At 50.9% G+C, this 16,582-nt stretch carries 16 protein-coding genes and 1 pseudogene; 2 read left to right on the top strand and 15 right to left on the bottom strand.

What is annotated here, in order from left to right:
• The first annotated feature begins 362 nt into the window (after positions 1 to 362).
• Both XMG48_RS11605 and XMG48_RS11600 read left to right on the top strand, forming a co-directional pair.
• The gene (locus XMG48_RS11605; protein WP_173482238.1) at positions 363 to 857 is read left to right on the top strand and encodes a universal stress protein; all 495 of its coding nucleotides are present in this window, start codon (positions 363 to 365) and stop codon (positions 855 to 857) included.
• Complete coding sequence (locus XMG48_RS11600; RefSeq protein ID WP_173482237.1) at positions 854 to 1,927, top strand: lipid A deacylase LpxR family protein; 1,074 nt, start codon at positions 854 to 856, stop codon at positions 1,925 to 1,927. Before XMG48_RS11605 ends, XMG48_RS11600 begins: the two co-directional genes overlap by 4 nt.
• A 369-nt stretch (positions 1,928 to 2,296) precedes the next feature.
• Here XMG48_RS11600 and XMG48_RS11595 read toward each other — a convergent pair whose 3' ends face one another.
• From XMG48_RS11595 to XMG48_RS11525, 15 genes and pseudogenes are all read right to left on the bottom strand, one after another.
• Complete coding sequence (locus XMG48_RS11595; protein ID WP_173482236.1) at positions 2,297 to 3,331, bottom strand: IS110 family transposase; 1,035 nt, start codon at positions 3,329 to 3,331, stop codon at positions 2,297 to 2,299.
• A 191-nt stretch (positions 3,332 to 3,522) separates the two neighbouring features.
• Positions 3,523 to 4,764, bottom strand: a pseudogene (locus tag XMG48_RS11590) (IS256-like element ISMaq7 family transposase); the annotation flags it as partial.
• A 460-nt stretch (positions 4,765 to 5,224) separates the two neighbouring features.
• Positions 5,225 to 6,175, bottom strand: a complete 951-nt coding sequence (gene rfbD / locus XMG48_RS11585) for a dTDP-4-dehydrorhamnose reductase (protein ID WP_173483429.1) — start codon at positions 6,173 to 6,175, stop codon at positions 5,225 to 5,227.
• Positions 6,176 to 6,253: 78 nt separating this feature from the next.
• Positions 6,254 to 6,643 (bottom strand): hypothetical protein, encoded by a 390-nt coding sequence (locus XMG48_RS11580; RefSeq protein ID WP_173482234.1) that lies wholly within the window; start codon positions 6,641 to 6,643, stop codon positions 6,254 to 6,256.
• A gap of 6 nt (positions 6,644 to 6,649) precedes the next feature.
• Positions 6,650 to 7,375 carry a lysophospholipid acyltransferase family protein gene (locus tag XMG48_RS11575; protein ID WP_173482233.1) on the bottom strand — a complete coding sequence of 242 codons (726 nt, stop codon included), beginning with the start codon at positions 7,373 to 7,375 and terminating at the stop codon, positions 6,650 to 6,652.
• 4 nt (positions 7,376 to 7,379) lie between these two features.
• Entirely contained in the window at positions 7,380 to 7,634 is a 255-nt protein-coding gene (gene moaD, locus XMG48_RS11570; protein WP_173482232.1) for a molybdopterin converting factor subunit 1, read from the bottom strand.
• 21 nt (positions 7,635 to 7,655) lie between these two features.
• Positions 7,656 to 8,132, bottom strand: coding sequence for a cyclic pyranopterin monophosphate synthase MoaC (gene moaC, locus XMG48_RS11565; protein ID WP_173482231.1), 477 nt, complete (start codon positions 8,130 to 8,132; stop codon positions 7,656 to 7,658).
• Entirely contained in the window at positions 8,132 to 9,253 is a 1,122-nt protein-coding gene (locus XMG48_RS11560) for a 1-acyl-sn-glycerol-3-phosphate acyltransferase (RefSeq protein WP_173482230.1), read from the bottom strand. The genes moaC and XMG48_RS11560 overlap by 1 nt, the downstream gene beginning before the upstream one ends.
• Positions 9,254 to 9,386: 133 nt before the next feature.
• Positions 9,387 to 11,006 (bottom strand): TRAP transporter large permease, encoded by a 1,620-nt coding sequence (locus XMG48_RS11555; RefSeq protein ID WP_173482229.1) that lies wholly within the window; start codon positions 11,004 to 11,006, stop codon positions 9,387 to 9,389.
• Positions 11,007 to 11,018: 12 nt separating this feature from the next.
• The gene (locus XMG48_RS11550) at positions 11,019 to 11,693 is read right to left on the bottom strand and encodes a TRAP transporter small permease (protein WP_371731479.1); all 675 of its coding nucleotides are present in this window, start codon (positions 11,691 to 11,693) and stop codon (positions 11,019 to 11,021) included.
• A gap of 89 nt (positions 11,694 to 11,782) precedes the next feature.
• Positions 11,783 to 12,772: a DctP family TRAP transporter solute-binding subunit gene (locus XMG48_RS11545; protein WP_217362123.1), complete on the bottom strand. Its 990-nt coding sequence runs from the start codon at positions 12,770 to 12,772 to the stop codon at positions 11,783 to 11,785.
• A gap of 219 nt (positions 12,773 to 12,991) precedes the next feature.
• A complete protein-coding gene (locus tag XMG48_RS11540; protein WP_173482228.1) occupies positions 12,992 to 13,660 on the bottom strand; it encodes an energy-coupling factor ABC transporter permease in 669 nt (222 codons plus the stop codon).
• 9 nt (positions 13,661 to 13,669) lie between these two features.
• Positions 13,670 to 14,095, bottom strand: coding sequence for a ribosomal protein S18-alanine N-acetyltransferase (rimI, locus tag XMG48_RS11535; RefSeq protein ID WP_173482227.1), 426 nt, complete (start codon positions 14,093 to 14,095; stop codon positions 13,670 to 13,672).
• Positions 14,096 to 14,122: 27 nt separating this feature from the next.
• Entirely contained in the window at positions 14,123 to 14,965 is an 843-nt protein-coding gene (locus XMG48_RS11530; RefSeq protein ID WP_173482226.1) for a hypothetical protein, read from the bottom strand.
• 2 nt (positions 14,966 to 14,967) lie between these two features.
• The gene (locus XMG48_RS11525; protein WP_173482225.1) at positions 14,968 to 16,506 is read right to left on the bottom strand and encodes a 2-isopropylmalate synthase; all 1,539 of its coding nucleotides are present in this window, start codon (positions 16,504 to 16,506) and stop codon (positions 14,968 to 14,970) included.
• Between the last annotated feature and the right edge of the window lie 76 nt (positions 16,507 to 16,582).

Below are 16,582 nucleotides of genomic sequence, written 5' to 3'. Positions count from 1 at the left end.
TATTGACCACCGGAGGGCACAACGGCGGCATCGTGAGCGAGCCTGGCCGAGGCAAGCGCCAGTATCAAATCCATACGCGCGCCGTGAATGAGGGGTACATGGCGCCGGACGAGTGGCAAGCCACTGCACAGACGCATCTAGATTCGTGGTGGCCGGCATGGTCAGCATGGCTTCGAGAGCGCTCTGGTGAAGGTGTTGCGCCTCCGCTCATGGGGGCCGAATCCCGTGGATATCCCACTATTTGCGACGCCCCGGGGAAATATGTACGCAGCTGAATAAGCGCATACCGCGTCCGCTATTGCGACACGGTATGCGCAATATCTGTTCGGCACCCCGTCCTACTCTGATAACTGGAGATATTCATGTACTCAAGACTGCTGGTTCCGCTCGACGGAAGTCCTACCGCCAATTTGGCGCTCCACCACGCTGCGGTGCTGGCACGCCTGAATGGCGCAACCATCGTCTTGCTGCACGTCATCGAGGAGATGAAGCACAGCAACGGCTTCGAGAGGCCGAGGATCTATATTGAAGAAGTGAGGCCGGGCTTCCTGGCGGCCGGGCAGAAGCTGCTGGACGAGGCGGCGCTGCGGCTGAGGCAGGAAGGCCTGGCGGTTGAGACCGTCCTTCTGGAAAGCAAGGGCGAGCGCGTCTCGGTGCTCATCGCTCAGCAGGCACTGACCACTCAATGCGAGTTGGTGGTGTTGGGTACTCACGGACGCCGGGGCGTGGACAGGCTGCTGATGGGAAGCGATGCCGAGCAGCTCGCTCGCATCGCACCAGTTCCGGTGATGCTGGTGCGCCAGCCCCAATCGGTCATTGCGACTGCAACCCCTGGGCAGGGTGGCACGCCAGCGTGACGAAGGTTCAGTCCACCGACCAAACTGAATGGAGGCTGAAAGTCGCAGCCCCCTTGCTGCTGCTATTGCTGAGCGCCTCCGCACAGGCCCAATCCTGCCACCAGGACAACCCGCTGCGCTCAACGGGAACGCTCAATCTGCGGATCGACAACGACATGTTCGGCGGCATTGGACAAGACCAAGGGTACTCCAACGGGTTTCTCGTCAGCTGGGTCTCCCCCAACCTTGTGGACTATCGCGATGACCCTTGCCTACCCCGTCTCGTCCGTGGGCTGAATCGTTTTCTCACGGTGCTGCAACCCGAGGGTTTTGACGAACAGAACATGACCATCGGCTTCGGGCAGATGATGTACACCCCGAGCGACAAAACGCGCAGCGATCTGATCAAAGACGACCGCCCTTTCGCCGGCGCAATGATGTTGAGCCTCGGCTACAACGCGCGGCGCGGCGATACGCTGCGCACCTCACAAATCCGCGTCGGTGTTGTGGGCCCCTCCTCCCAGGCCAGGCAAACCCAGAACTGGTGGCATGACACCATCGGAGTGGACAAATTCAATGGCTGGAGACACCAACTGCGCGACGAACCTGTGCTGCAGTTGCTGCACGAACGCCGAACGCGAGTCTTCAGGCAAGAAAACGTCAGCGGTTGGGGCTGGGATCTGACCCGCCACTGGGGCGGCAGCTTCGGCAATTTCGCCACCTACGCGAATGTAGGTGGAGAACTGCGCTATGGCCTGCGCCTGCCGGATGATTTAGGCACGGCACCGCTGCGGCCTGCCGGAGAAAACACCGCGCCCGTGCGCACGACCGCTGGCGGCAACTGGAACGCCCACCTCTTCGTGGCGCTAGACGCTCGCTGGGTTCTGCACGACATCACGTTGGACGGCAATACCTTCAAGTCCAGCCATAGCGTGGATAAACGGTCACTCGTGGCGGATGTCGGCTACGGCGTCGCGATTACCCAGGGCAATTGGCGCATCGCGATAGCCCGCTACCACCGCACACGCGAATTCCGGGGACAAAACGAAATCCCGGTCTACGGAACGATCACTGTAGGAAGGAAATTCTGATGCCGGTCGATTCCTTCCTCGACTCCACATGGGCCGTCCTGTTGTTATTCGTCGGCACGGGACTGATTGCTCGTGTGGAGTACTGACGCTGAATAAACACCCGAGTTCGTATATGGTCTTCTCCCGTCTTGCAAACCATGCCAGATAAAAAGGCTGCTGTCGTATATTCGGTCTCAGATGAAGCTCAATGATCGCTTCGGACCCAGATGAAGCATTCGCACATACTCGGCTTTATCGACAGTACGGTGTTTTCAATCACCAACGAACTCTGCAAGCTTTCAAGTATGTCGGTTTGACCTGTTATTCATCATGTCATGGTTAACGCAAACCTTGGGTGGTCAGCTCCTTAAATAGCCTTACAAGTCAGATTCATGCAGCGGCAGCATGCCTGATGAGGAAGCGCTCTTTTTTGGCGACACACACCCAGGCGAATCGCACCATTTTATTAGCATAGGCAACCACCGCTCGATTAAAGCCCCTATGCTCAACGAGGCGTTGAATCCAGCGACTCAATGGGTCATCTTTCTTGCTCGCTCTCGATACCACTGCACGCGCCCCGTGAATCACTGCGCTGCGCACCCGCGCGTCACCGCGTTTCGAGATACCCATTAACCGTGCTTTACCACCCGTACTGTGCTGTCGTGGTACCAAACCCAGGGCCGCGGAGGCATCTCGGCCTTTACTGAACTGCTGACCGTTCCCCATCCACTGTTTCAGGGCATGAGCGACAATATCACCGACTCCCGGGATCGCAAGCATACGTTGACAGGCACTATCCTTTTCGACCGATTGTTTTAACTGCTCATCGTACCAGTCGACCTCCTCGTCTAGTGCCATCAGCCTCTCTCGCTGTCGAGACAGCAGCAGCCGCATTCGATAGGTCAATTGATTATCTGCATCTTCCAGGATCTCGGGGAGGCTCCGTTTCAGTATGTGCAAACCAACAGGCAATACGATTCCATATTCAGCCAGAATGCCGCGTATGTGATTGGCTAAACGGGTACGATCATGCACCAGTTGCTGCCGGATGCGTGCGAAAGTGGAGTCGTCTTGTTCATCAACTGTCTTTGGCAGCACCGGCCGTATAGCCCCATGATGACAGGCTTCAGCAATCGCTTGGGCATCGTTGTAATCGTTTTTCTGTCCACGGGAATAACCTTTCACATGCTGCGCTGGCAACAGAACAACGTTATGGCCTAACTGCGTGAGCGTTCGAGCCCAGTAATGAGAACTGGCACAGGCTTCCATAGCAATTGTTGACTCCGGCCGTTGGGCGATATAACTCACCAACTGGCTGCGCGTGCGCTTCTTCTTTTCAACAACGCGACAGGATTTATCGACTACAACGATGTAGAAGCTGTTTTTTGCCAGATCAATACCGACAGTATGTTGTTGATCAGTCATAACATGTACTCCCGTATTCACTGTGACGCTCTTGTTACATTATGGGGCACATCATTCGAATGTGCTCCGAGGGAGGGAGAAGACCATTTAATCAACAGTTATCCACTGACTATCGTCTGTTTTGCACAATCCAGCCCTGATTCAGAGTTATGGTCATTTCTGGTGTACGGGGAGATAGAAGGATGGCGTATCCTGTCTGACTGATCCTGTACTTGTTCCCCATCCTTGAATTTCACGTTGTTGACCACGAGGGCCAGCAGATCAAATCCCTTGATCCGTTTCCAGCGCTTCTGCGCGGTTTCCAGTAGCTTGTAGACCATCGCCAGCGTGGTCTCTCGGGAGCCGCAGTTCCGCGCTCTCTTGCTTCTCAGGCGCACCGTCGAAAACGTCGATTCGATCGGATTGGTCGTCCGGATATGGACCCAGTGTTCTGCCGGGAAGTCGTAGAACGCCAGCAGCTCCTCACGATCCTTGCGCAGCCGTTCCATGGCGCCGGGATACTTCGACTCAAAGCGTACCAGCGCCCGGTCAAATGCCTTGTGCGCCTCGTCCTGCGTCTCGGCCATCCAGATCTCATGCAGCGCCGCCTTGACCTTCGGTTGCACCGACTTTGGCAGCGCGGACATGATGTTCGCGCTCTTGTGCACCCAGCAGCGCTGATGGCGGGTGTCCGGATAGCACTTGGCCAGCGCTTTCCAGAAGCCCAAAGCGCCGTCGCCGATGGCCAGCTTCGGGCTGGTCGTCAGGCCTCGGGCCCGAAGCCCTGACAGGAGCTCTGACCAACTGGCCTCCGACTCGCGGTAGCCGTCCTCAACCGCAACCAGCTCCTTGCGCCCATGCTCCGTCACGCCGATGATCACCAGCAGGCAGAGGCGGTCATCCATGCGCACGTTGCTGTATACGCCGTCGGCCCACCAGTACACGTAGCGGCTTTGGCTCAGATCTCGCTGACACCACTCCCGGTGCTCATCGATCCAGTGCTGCTTCAAGCGACTGATGGTGTTGGCCGACAAGCCCCTGGCCTGATCACCCAGCAACGCGGCCAGTGCCTCTTGGTAATCGCCGGTGCTCACACCCTTCAGGTACAGCCAGGGAAGCACTTCCTCCACACTCCGGGCTCGCTTCAGGTACGGCGGCAGCAAGGTGCTGTTGAAGCGAACCCCGGAACCACTCCGATCCCGTACTTTCGGCACCTTGATGTCGACATTGCCGATGCCGGTCTGGACAGTACGCTCAGGCAAATAGCCATTGCGCACGACGGCCTGACGGCCATCCGGGAGCCGGTGCTCGGCATGCTGATCCAGAAGCGCCTGAAGCTCGGCCTCGACGGCCTGTGCGATCAGCTCCCGTGCCCCAGTCCGCAGCAGCTCGGTCAGCGGATCAATAACGTCTTTTTCTGGTTGTGGAAGAGTCTTCAGGGTAGACTTGGCCATGGCGTATCACCTTCTGTTGGTTGTTGATCTGGCGTGATCAATCAACAGGATACGCCATCCTTTCTACCTTCCCGTACACCAGAAATGACCATAACTCGAATTTTCGCCAAAGGCCTCTAAAACGGAATTTGTACTCAAGTTTGTACACACTTTCCGAGGTTACGCTTGAACATCATTGAAAAGCAAATAAACGAGAAAAAGACAAAAAGCCTTTAAATTCAGTACGTAGAGATGTGATTGTGGTGTGCAATGAAAGGTGATTTTAAGCGTTGAAAGGCTGGGCGGCATCAGGGTGGGAGATGATTGCAAAAGTGCGGCGGTTAGCCACTTGATCGTGAACTGCGTTTGACATGAATCGTTCTTCTAGAAAATTGAAAAGAGCCGTCGCTCAGAATTGGCGCGTATTTTCGCTGATTCTAAGCGATTAGACAAACGACTCGACCGTTTTAGAGCAGATTGACTAGGAACCTAGCTCTTCCGCTTTGGTTTCTACCGTCGGTTGAGGCACTTTACTGCCATCTTCACCGTAGATTTCACGAATCAGTCTTTGCAGGTCGACGCGCCATGGACGTTGACGAATACCGAAGGTATTCAAAATCTTCTTACAGGTCAGCACGGATGAAGTTGGGCGTTCGGCCCCCTCCTCTTCTGCGCCAGCCACCGGGCGAATTTTACGAACCGCCAGCTCCTCATATTGGCCAGCAGCAGCGATGATCGCCTCAGTAAATCGGTAGCGCGTTGTGATCTCTGCACCGGAGTAGTGGTAGGTACCCCAGTGATCAGCACCCTCTTCCAACTGTTGGATAATCGCCAAAATTACTCGAGCCACATCATGCGCAGCGGTTGGGCATCCACGTCGATCATCCACCGCTTCAATGGTTTTATACTCACGCGCTTTATCGAGCATTTTGGTCAGATAGTTGACTCCGGACTCACTGAATACCCAGCTGATTCTAAGAATAATGTGTTTAGGTTGATAAGCTCTAACATGCTCTTCACCGCGCAGTTTTGACTCACCAAAGGCTCCTAAGGGAGCCGGCTCATCCAGTTCAGTATAGCCACTCGCATAGTGACCATCGAACACGTAATCAGACGAGATATGGATAATTGGAATACTAAGGTCACTGCAGGCTTTAGCCAGATTAAGAGGCCCATCCGCATTAATTGCAAAGGCTTTGCCTGGGTGGGCATCGGCCGCATCAACCTGATTGAAACCGGCACCATTAAGAACGTAATGTGGAAGTACATCCGCCAATTTGGCTTCAATGGCAGCCGGATCAGTCACATCAAAACTGCGATGGTTGACGGGGATTATTTCGATATTTTCTAGCTTTTCAGCGACACGACAAAACGCTCGGCCAATCTGCCCTTCCGAACCGGTTACTAAAATTCTAATTTTATCGCCGTACAACTCTGAATCACTCCAACAACCATTCATATGAGTTTAAAAAGGGGAAACCGGCAGTGCAACCAGTAATTGCTGCTTCAGTCACACCTTTGCTGGTTGTGTCTGCTGTGCGATCATTTCGATCAGAACTTGAGAGGTTAGATAACGCGCTTTGTCATTACTGCGTAAGCTGATAACCGAATCTAGGACATCGCACGCAGCGATTGAGATCTGTTTTTCCAGCAACACTTGAGCAACCTTAGCAAACTGATCACTCGACAGCCGGGTAAAGTCATAGACTTTACTGAGTAGAAGCAGATCGCCCGACTTCAATTTATCCAAAATCTTTAAGAGCTGAATGGGTTCAGAGGTCTCTTCAAAGGCCACTGAATCAAGCTCGATACCGGCCACTCGAGCACTGTCAGCCAATCGAGCCTGAAACTGGGCTTTACCTTCATCGCCATGTATTGAGGCGTATCCAAACAGTGACATAGATCCTTATGCTTTGATGCGTGTAAGACTTTCTTCAAGCCAGTCTACAGAATCCTTATGCACTTCTTCAACAGTTCTCTCTGTCGTTTCGATAGGTTTACTTATAAGCACATCAACCGTACCAGGGTGCTTAATAAAACCCTTTCCTGGCCAGAAACGACCCGCATTATGAGCGATGGCGACTAGAGGAACTTCACTGCTCACAGCCAACATAGCTCCACCTTTATTCCAACGACCTAATTCACCCACCGGAAGTCGGGTACCCTGAGGAAAAATAAGGATGGGCACACCCGAAGACAATTTTGCCTTACCTTGGTCCAGCAGTTGTTTTAGTGCGCCTCGACGTTTACTGCGATCAAGAGCGATCGGTTCTAGCAGAGCAAGCGCCCAACCAAAAAATGGGATTTTCAGTAACTCCTGCTTAAGGACCACCACCTGTGGCTGGATCAACAGCTGAAAATAGATCGTCTCCCACTCACTCTGGTGATTAGATATCGCAACATAAGCACCCGATGCAGGGAGGTTTTCTCGCCCCTGAACATTGACCTTAACGCCACAACAGACTCGTAGCCAAACAATGTAGAAGTTATTGATCGCGGTTACAAAATAGAATCTTGGTTTAAACGGCAGTGCACGAGCAACCACCAGACAGAGTGATGCCCAGACGATCGTCACTGGATAGAAGCCTGCGTAATAGCAGAGCGCACGAACAAACCCAATCAGCTTAGTCACTGCATCAACCCCCTGTCACAGGCGGGAAGAAGGCGACTTCATCACCCTCTTTAATGGGAGCACTTCTATCAGCCATCTCATGGTTCACCGCAACCAAAACCGTCGACCCATTAATGGTTGAAGACCACTCTTCCCCGTGCATTGTCGAAAGATGATCAATCAAAGAGTCGACTGAACTGATACCTTCAGGGAGATCTATACTCTCTTCAGAGCGACCGATGCGATCTTTTAAACTGGCGAAATAGACAATTTTTAACATGTAGCTTCCAAAATAGTGCTGTTATTCAGCAATCCAGTGGCCCGATTTACCACCCTTTTTCTCTTGCAGAGAGACTTGATCGATCACCATACCTTTATCGACCGCCTTACACATATCATAAAGTGTCAAACCGGCCACAGAGACAGCGGTCAGCGCTTCCATCTCAACACCCGTCTGGCCACTCAATTTGCAGATCGCGCTGATCTCAACACAGCTCTCTGCTTCATTCGGCGTCAGCTCAACTTTCACACTCGACAGCATCAGAGGGTGGCACATTGGAATGAGGTCGGAAGTACGTTTAGCCGCCATGATCCCAGCAATACGTGCTGTCGCCAGTACATCACCCTTTTTATGACCGCCATTGACGATCATTGAGAGAGTCTCTGGCAACATGGTCACACGACCATAGGCTCTTGCTTCACGGAAGCTAACCTCTTTTTCAGAGACATCGACCATTCGAGCCTGACCCTTCTCATCGATATGAGTAAACTCTGACATCAGTGGCTCTCCGTTTGCGCATTGTTGTAGTTTAAAACCGGTTTAGCGTACATCGCTTTCAAAATATCTTTAGCAGCGCCATCAACCTGACTCAGCCTTGACTCAAGTAACGCCAGCCCCTCATCAGTTGCTTCACCTGCAGCGGCTAGATTGGTGGCATGCAAGCGGTAATTTTGGTGTATCTGACGGTCAATTTCTGCCGCCAGCTCTTCTGCCGATTCAAATTCACCTCGAATAGGCTCACCAAAGCCTACATGAACGCGGCCTTTGTCACCGACAATCCCTTTGACGATACTCTGAATATCTTCGAACTCACTCTTCTCATAAGTTCCGCCCTCAGCTTTGGCAGCCAACTCATTGGCTTTAGCCGAGTCACAAGGGTCTAGTTCGTATGCGATAGATACTGGGACAATATTGAGTCGCTCCACCATCTCAGAGAAGCTACGTTGCTTACGCTGAGACATATAGAACATTTTCAGTAGCGCTGGATCTGTACGATCGTCACCATCTTTCGCACGCCCTTCGCGCTGAGCGATCCAGACGGAATGTCCCGTGGTGACACTGTGATCGATGTAACTAGAGAGCTGAGTTAAGGCCGTCATCATCTCACGTCCTTTAGCAGAACGGTTGACGATAAACGACTTGTTCAAACGCATCAGATCTGACACGTAAGGCTTACGCAGCAGGTTATCACCGATCGCAATTCGGACTGTGTCCATCCCTGCATGGTAGAGCATCCAATTCACGAACGCTGGATCCATAGCAATGTCGCGATGATTAGAGACAAACAGATAAGCATCCTCTTTATCGAGCTTATCCAATCCACTGCAACTTAACTTGGTCGTGGATCGTTTGATCATCTTGTTCATGTAGCTTTCAACAAGCTGTTGAAAATCACGAACGGTATCAACATCACCCATGCGTGCCGCTAGATACTGCTTGACGATGGGCCTTAAAAACCATCCCGCCCAACCTGAGGCTTTAGGAAACTGATACTTTGTAATGGCATCCACAAACTCATTATTGTGGAGGAGATCAAACAGAACCTGACCCACTTCATCATCGCGGTAGGGGCGAATCTCTTTATAGGGGTCGTCGTTGTTAACAGCAGTGTGACTCATAGATATCCAGTGTTATAGCAATAGGCGCTTATTTTAGAGCTTTAAGCGCTAATTAGCACCTGCCATCTACCTAAACAAAAACGGGGAGGGTTCATAGAACCATCCCCGTTTAAAAAATGAGTCGAATTAAGGACTATTTGGTCACTAATTCAGGACCCATGATGCTGTAGGGTAGCCAGGTCGAGATCGCTGGCACATAGGTCACAAGAATCAAGAAGACAAAGAGTACCGCGACAAACGGTGCGGCCGCCTTCACGACACGCGACAAGCTCATACCTGTAATCCCCGAGGTTACAAACAGGTTCAAACTGATCGGTGGTGTGATCATACCGATTTCCATGTTAACTACCATGATAATACCTAGGTGAATTGGGTCGATGCCCAACTCCATGGCAATCGGGAATACAACCGGTGCCACAATAACCAATAGACCGGATGGCTCCATGAACTGGCCACCGATCAACAACAGAATGTTGACTGCAATCAGGAATGACCACCAAGTAAAGCCCACATCGAGCATCCACTCAGTCACGTGCTGGGGAATACGCTCAGCCGATAGAGTGTGAGCGAACAACAGTGCATTGGCGATGATAAACATCAGCATCACTGTGGTTTTGGTACCCTCAAGCATGGTCTTACGGCTCTCTTCACCGAACAGTGATGGGAAGAAGGCTGTAATCAGAGTCACAAAGTTACGTTTCCAGATCGCTAAGCCTGCAACAAAGCAGTGAGCAAAACTCTCATTCATGGCGTGACTGCGCTTAACGGTGTAGAAGATGGTCAAGGCGATACTGACCACAGCACCCCAGATTGCACGCTCGCCAGCGGTTACCGTGCTATCTGGATCCGACGTCGCAAAGAACGACAGGATCATCCAGACTAAGAAGAGTGACACACCATAAACCGAACCACTGAAGCCGACTTTCGCGTGTGGCGCATCCGACTCAAGTACCCATGGCGTGTTTTTCAAAGGCCCCATATCGCGATAGATAAAGAGCGCAACAATAATTGAGTAGACCGCCGCAACAACCGCAGCCTCTGTTGGAGTGAATGCGCCTCCGTAGATACCGCCCATGATGATGACGATCAGGAACAGTCCCCAGAATGCATCCTTACCACCACGAACGATGGTACCGAAACCTTTCCACTCCTCTGCAGGCAGGTTTTTAATACGTGCAACCACGTAGATAGCCAGCATCAGCATACCGCCGGCAATTAGACCTGGAATAACACCAGCCAAGAACATACGACCTACCGACACATCCGTCGATGCCGCGTAAACGACCATAACGATAGAGGGCGGAATCAAGATACCCAAAGTACCCGCGTTTGCGATAACACCCGAAGCGAACTCTTTTGAGTAACCCACTTGGCGCATACCGGCGATAGCAATCGTACCGATCGCGACAACAGTCGCTGGCGATGAACCAGAGAGTGCAGCAAACATCATACAGGCCAATACTGACGCCATCGCAAGACCACCACGGAAGTGCCCCACTGACGCAATCGCAAAGTTAATCAAGCGTTTCGCAACACCACCGGTCGACATGAACGACGACGCGATAATGAAAAACGGGATCGCTAAAAGAGTGTAGTGTGTACCCACACCAAACAGCGAAATCGCTACAGACGACAATGAGTCTGTAGAGAAGAAAGTAATAAATAGAATTGAGGATAGGCCTAGCGCCACACCCACAGGAAGACCGATAAAGAGCAGACCCAATACCAGTGCAAATAGAATTAATGCTTCCATCAGTTCAGGCCCTTAATCTTTCAGTGCATCTTTGTGCTCATCAACAAGGTCTTCCGCCTCGTGACCAGCAATGAGGTGATGACGTGCACCGGTCCAAATACCGACAAACGCCTGCAGTGAGCGATAAGCCAACAGAGCCAAACTGATTGGCAGAATAACCAACACCAACCAACGTTGAACACGCTCTTTAACGCCGAACCACTCCATAATGAAGTCAGGCCAACGCATCTCTTCGACACCGATGTTGATCTTGTACATTTTAGCCCAGTACTCAATGGCACCACCGCGGACATCGACGCCCAAGGCTGCCAACCAAGCACTATCAAGAAGAATCAAGGCGTACATCAGCGTTGCAAAAGCTGCAAACAGCGACAACCACTTACCGACCCTGCTAGGTACCGCATTAAGAACGATATCGACACCCAAGTGGGTACCATTCTTAATACCGAAGCTCATCCCCATCAAAATCAGCCATGAGAACATCACCATGCTGAATTCAAGTGCCGCTGACCAACCGGTTCCGAAGGCGTAGCGAGCAATAACCTGACCAAAGGATACGGCCATGATCGAGAAGATGATTAGAACAAGGAAATTCTCTTCCAGTTTTTCCATAAATCTTGGGAAACGTTTCTCTAAGCCCCAGATCACTAGAATAAGAATTAAGAGGTAAAGATGCGGCCACTCCACGTCAGTACTCCAATATGTTGAGCTACATAAGCTCGGGAAAAGGAAAGGACGGGCTCTAAACGAGCCCGTCGATCATCAACCTAAGTTGATTAAGAGTTTGCAGCAGCTTCGATTAGATCAGCACCGATCTTATCTTCAAACTGTTTCCAAACAGGTTTCATAGCGTCAACCCACTCTTTACGCGCAGCATCGTCAAGTGTGTTGATTTTGCCGCCACCCTTAAGGATGTTTTCACGGTTGCCCTGCTCTTTCGCTTTAACTGCTAGGTTAGCTTCGTTAGTCACGTCTTTAGCGATCGCAATGAACTGCTCACGAGCGTCTTTAGGCATAGAGTCTAGGAACTCTTGAGACGTCATGAATAGGTATGCAAGAAGCTGGTGGCTAGTCTCAGTCGTTGAATCTTGCACTTCGAAGAACTTCTTAGTGTAGATGTTTGACCAAGTGTTTTCCTGACCGTCTACAACGCCAGTCTGTAGTGCACCGTAAACCTCTTTAAATGCCATTGGCTGTGGTGAACCGCCCATTGCTGCGATCATCGCTTTAGCAACGTCAGAGTTCTGTACGCGGAACTTTAGACCTTCAGCATCAGATGGTTTTAGTAGTGGTTTGTTGGCAGAGAAGTACTTCATACCAGACATCCAGTAACCTAGGCCTACAAAACCAACATCTTCCATTGCAAGAAGAAGGTCCTGACCAGCATCAGAGTTCGTGAAGCGCATTGCAGCGTCCATATCTTTGAAGATGAATGGAAGGTCGAATACGCCAAACTTAGAAGTGTAAGAACCGAACTTAGATAGTGAAGGCGCTAGGATCTGTACGTCACCTAGTAGAAGCGCTTCAAGCTCTTTAGAGTCACCGAACAGTGTAGAATTTGGGTAAACTTCGATACACATAGTGCCGTTCATTTCAGCGTTTACACGCTCAGCAAGTTTGTTAGCCGCAACCACTTTAGGGTGAGTTGTACCACCAGTAACGTGTGAAAGTTTTGCAACGATCTCGCCAGCGTCACAGTTAGCCTGTGCAGTAGCAGCCGATACAGATAGAGCCAAGGCAGAAAGGCCAAGAGTTAGTTTTTTCATTATTTACACTCCAGTTTGTATTAGGTCACAACGACCTTGTAAAAAGCACTTTTGCAAAGCAGAAAACGTGCCAACAACCTAGATATATATTTATTTTCAACAAGTTAGTGAAAATAAATACAGGACATAAGACTTAAAGGAGGCATTAATGGCGGATGCTCGCCGAAGCTAATCAGCAAGAAGTGGCGGAAAACCGCCACTTAGCAATGCGATGGCTTACTACTGATTGTCGATGTACTTAGCCGCGTCAAATGTACGGATCCAATCGGGATGAAACACCATGACAGCGGTCATAAGAATGCCGTTAATGAGCCCCTCTGGGAACATAATCAACGGCAAGAAGGAGATGTACTCGTGATAAATCGTTTGCCAACTGTGGATACCTGACAAGCCAAGCACAAGCGACAGGGTCAACCCCGAGCTAGCGACTGCAAACCCACCACCAATAAAGGCGGCTAAAAAGAGATAGGCAAAGAAGTTAGGCGGGTATCGTCTCTCGATATATTTAAGAAGCGTGATGGTCAGTGTCGCTGGCACCACAACAATCGCAATTAAATTTATGGCCAGCATATCAAAGCGCTCCACTCCAACTAGAGTGATGCCGAGCATCGCAATCGCGCCAGCCAAGATGGCAAGATCCCAGCCAAACATCAGTGTCAACGCGGTCATACCCAAAAAGTGAACACTCAACCCTTCCGATAGGCCCGCTCTAAAGGTCCAAGTCAACATCAGCAAGACCATAGCGCCGAACAACAGATGCTGAAGTCGAGGCTCAGCCCAAAGCGCTTGAAAAGGCACACGTTTAAAGGCACTCCAGATAGAGGTAACCGCTAAAAGTGCCGCTACCAGATGCCAAATAAGATTGATGTCTAAGATAGGATTTTCCATCTGTTTAATTTACACCGGTCGTGACATTAGGATCGCATCCTCCCTACCCTCTTGACCGATCAGCGGGTAGTAATGTTTACGCAGACCGTCCGTGACAAAACCCACCGATTGATAGAGACGAATCGCCGCCTCATTAGAAGCACGCACTTCCAACATGACACGGCTGATTCCATCCCCAGTGAACTGTTCAAGCTGATCAGTCAGCATCTTCGCCGCCCAACCTTCTCCACGCCGATCAGGCACTACGCCAATGCGGAGCAGTTCCGCTTCATCAAATAACCTTTGGTAGAGCGCAAAGCCGATCGGTTCGTTAGCGTCAAACAGTGTGTAGCAGGGAAAACGATCATCTTGAGATAGATACGTCTGCCATTGAGATTTTGACCAGTAATCAGGAAAGCACTGTTGATCCAGAGCAAACAGTTGATCAATCGTCATCACAGCAGGCATTTCAGAAGATAAACACTAAACCAGTGGCTGAAGATCAGACCAGATCTGCTGTTTAGCGCCAGGCATATTGAGCGCCTGCGAGAGTGATTGGGTCGTTAGATAGTTCAGTCCCGATTGTTGCAGTGGCAGCAGTTGCCCATGAGTCTCATCCACACCTTCACCAACCACCCAATTCGCAAGCCCCTCGCCAAACAGAATAACGGTCTCTAGACCAGACTCTTTCTGCATAAAGCTCAACTGTCGCTGCACATGTTTTCTCGCTTCATGCGGCCCCTGATCCAGGGTTTTACCGGCAAGCATAGGCCACTCAAGCGTAATCGGCAGTGTGATTGATTGTGGTGACTCTCCAAGAGCTTGAACAATGCCCGCCAAAAGACGCTTATGCTTATTGGAGAAGCCTTCGCGAGCACGAATGGGAAGATTATCGATTAGTAGGAGTCGGCCCGCTCGAGCCATAACAATTTTATAACGCGGCGCAGGTTCAAAGCTTCGTTTGACCGAAGTAGTGGGCGATGTTTGAGGCTCTTTAGAACTCTCATCAGCCGTCAACTCAGCAACGGCAGCACGTCTGATGTTAGAAGAACCTACCTCTGCCTCATCGGGAGCGGAGACCTCTAAGGCTTCACCAATCTGAGTAATCGCACGACGCTCAGCATGAGGCTCGACAGGCTTGTGTGCTTGTGGAGCCAACGCCTGCATCACCTCTTCATCGTCACCAAGGAGATCCGCAGGATGAGCAAAGCGATAGACCCAATCAGGCGAAGGCTTTGCTGCTGGCAAGATTTGACGAGGCATCCACTGCTGGATACCAAGCTGATCTAAATAGGCGGCTTGGATTCGAGCCTGCTGAACTGACATGATTAAACCTGTGGGTGCGCTTTTTCCGCGTTAGTATCCAGAAGATTGAGCGCATGGATATAGGCCTTAGCCGATGCAATGATGACATCGGTATCGGCACCTAAACCATTTACGATGCGACCACCCTTCTCAAGACGCACGGTGACTTCACCTTGCGAATCGGTTCCTTCAGTCACGGCATTCACCGAATAGATCAACAGTGTAGAGCCAGAGTTCACCTGTGACTCAATCGCTTTAAAGATAGCATCGACTGGACCACTACCCTCAGCACAGCACGAGTGCTCTTGCCCATCAATACTCACAACTAGATCGGCTTGAGGTGTCTCACCCGTTTGCGATGTCACAGATAGGTTGACCAACTGAAAACGTTCGCTTGACGCTTCGGCACGGCTATTGCTGACCAGCGCCATAAGATCCTCATCAAAGATCTCATGTTTCTTATCGGCTAACACTTTGAAGGCTTGGAAAGCGCTGTTTAGATCAGCATCACTCTTGAACGTAGTACCCAGCTCCTCAAGACGTGATTTAAATGCAGCACGGCCTGAATGCTTACCCAATACCATTTTATTGGTCGTCCAACCGACACTCTCTGCGGTCATGATCTCATAGGTTTCACGGTGCTTCAGTACACCATCTTGGTGAATGCCCGATTCATGAGCAAAGGCGTTAGCGCCGACAATCGCCTTGTTAGGCTGAACAGGGAAACCTGTCACGCTAGACACCAGTTTAGAGGCACCGACAATGTGCTGAGTATCAATATTGGTCTCAAGACCCATAACGTCTTGGCGAGTTTTCAGTGCCATAACGATCTCTTCTAGGGCTGCGTTACCAGCACGCTCACCCAAACCGTTGATCGTACACTCCACCTGACGTGCACCCGCTCCCACGGCTGCCAGTGAGTTGGCGACCGCTAGGCCTAGATCGTTATGACAGTGGACAGAGAAGATCGCTTTATCCGAGTTTGGAATACGCTGAATGAGCTCCCCGATCACCTCAGCAAACTGATGAGGCACGGCGTAACCGACCGTATCAGGGATATTGATAGTACGAGCGCCAGCATCGATCACTTTTTCGATAATACGGCACATAAAATCCAACTCAGAGCGGCTAGCATCTTCTAACGAGAACTCGACATCATCGATCAGATTACGCGCTCGCTTAACGGCATGCACAGCCTGCTCGACAACACGATCAGGCTCCATCTGAAGCTTGTACTTCATATGAATCGGCGAAGTCGCGATAAAGGTATGAATACGACCTTGCGCAGCATTCTTCAGCGCTTCACCCGCACGATCAATATCCGCATCCAAAGCACGAGAGAGTGAACAGACTCGGCTATCTTTGATGTTGTCGGCAATATTTTTCACCGCCTCGAAATCACCAGGACTCGCAATGGCGAAACCCGCTTCAATCACATCAACTTTCATACGTTCAAGCTGACGAGCGATTCGCAGTTTCTCTTCACCGGTCATAGACGCACCGGGACTCTGTTCACCATCGCGCAGCGTGGTATCAAAAATAATAACGCGATCGTTGCTCATAAGGGTCTCCACGAATTTAGGCCGTAGAAATAATTTCTCTAACGGCTCGCTATAAAGAGTAATTGGCCTATGATAG

The sequence above is a fragment of the Marinobacterium sp. xm-g-48 genome (assembly GCF_013282925.1).
Taxonomy (GTDB): domain Bacteria; phylum Pseudomonadota; class Gammaproteobacteria; order Pseudomonadales; family Balneatricaceae; genus Marinobacterium_E.
This window is presented reverse-complemented; position numbering and strand designations above follow the sequence as displayed.

Coding starts and splice junctions, on each gene's coding strand:
- rimI (WP_173482227.1), bottom strand. CDS start 14,095: ATGACGATTGATCAACTGTTTGCTCTGGATCAACAGTGCTTTCCTGAT.
- XMG48_RS11540 (WP_173482228.1), bottom strand. CDS start 13,660: ATGGAAAATCCTATCTTAGACATCAATCTTATTTGGCATCTGGTAGCG.
- XMG48_RS11525 (WP_173482225.1), bottom strand. CDS start 16,506: ATGAGCAACGATCGCGTTATTATTTTTGATACCACGCTGCGCGATGGT.
- XMG48_RS11530 (WP_173482226.1), bottom strand. CDS start 14,965: ATGTCAGTTCAGCAGGCTCGAATCCAAGCCGCCTATTTAGATCAGCTT.
- moaD (WP_173482232.1), bottom strand. CDS start 7,634: ATGTTAAAAATTGTCTATTTCGCCAGTTTAAAAGATCGCATCGGTCGC.
- XMG48_RS11555 (WP_173482229.1), bottom strand. CDS start 11,006: ATGGAAGCATTAATTCTATTTGCACTGGTATTGGGTCTGCTCTTTATC.
- XMG48_RS11580 (WP_173482234.1), bottom strand. CDS start 6,643: ATGTCACTGTTTGGATACGCCTCAATACATGGCGATGAAGGTAAAGCC.
- XMG48_RS11605 (WP_173482238.1), top strand. CDS start 363: ATGTACTCAAGACTGCTGGTTCCGCTCGACGGAAGTCCTACCGCCAAT.
- XMG48_RS11545 (WP_217362123.1), bottom strand. CDS start 12,772: ATGAAAAAACTAACTCTTGGCCTTTCTGCCTTGGCTCTATCTGTATCG.
- XMG48_RS11595 (WP_173482236.1), bottom strand. CDS start 3,331: ATGACTGATCAACAACATACTGTCGGTATTGATCTGGCAAAAAACAGC.
- XMG48_RS11560 (WP_173482230.1), bottom strand. CDS start 9,253: ATGAGTCACACTGCTGTTAACAACGACGACCCCTATAAAGAGATTCGC.
- moaC (WP_173482231.1), bottom strand. CDS start 8,132: ATGTCAGAGTTTACTCATATCGATGAGAAGGGTCAGGCTCGAATGGTC.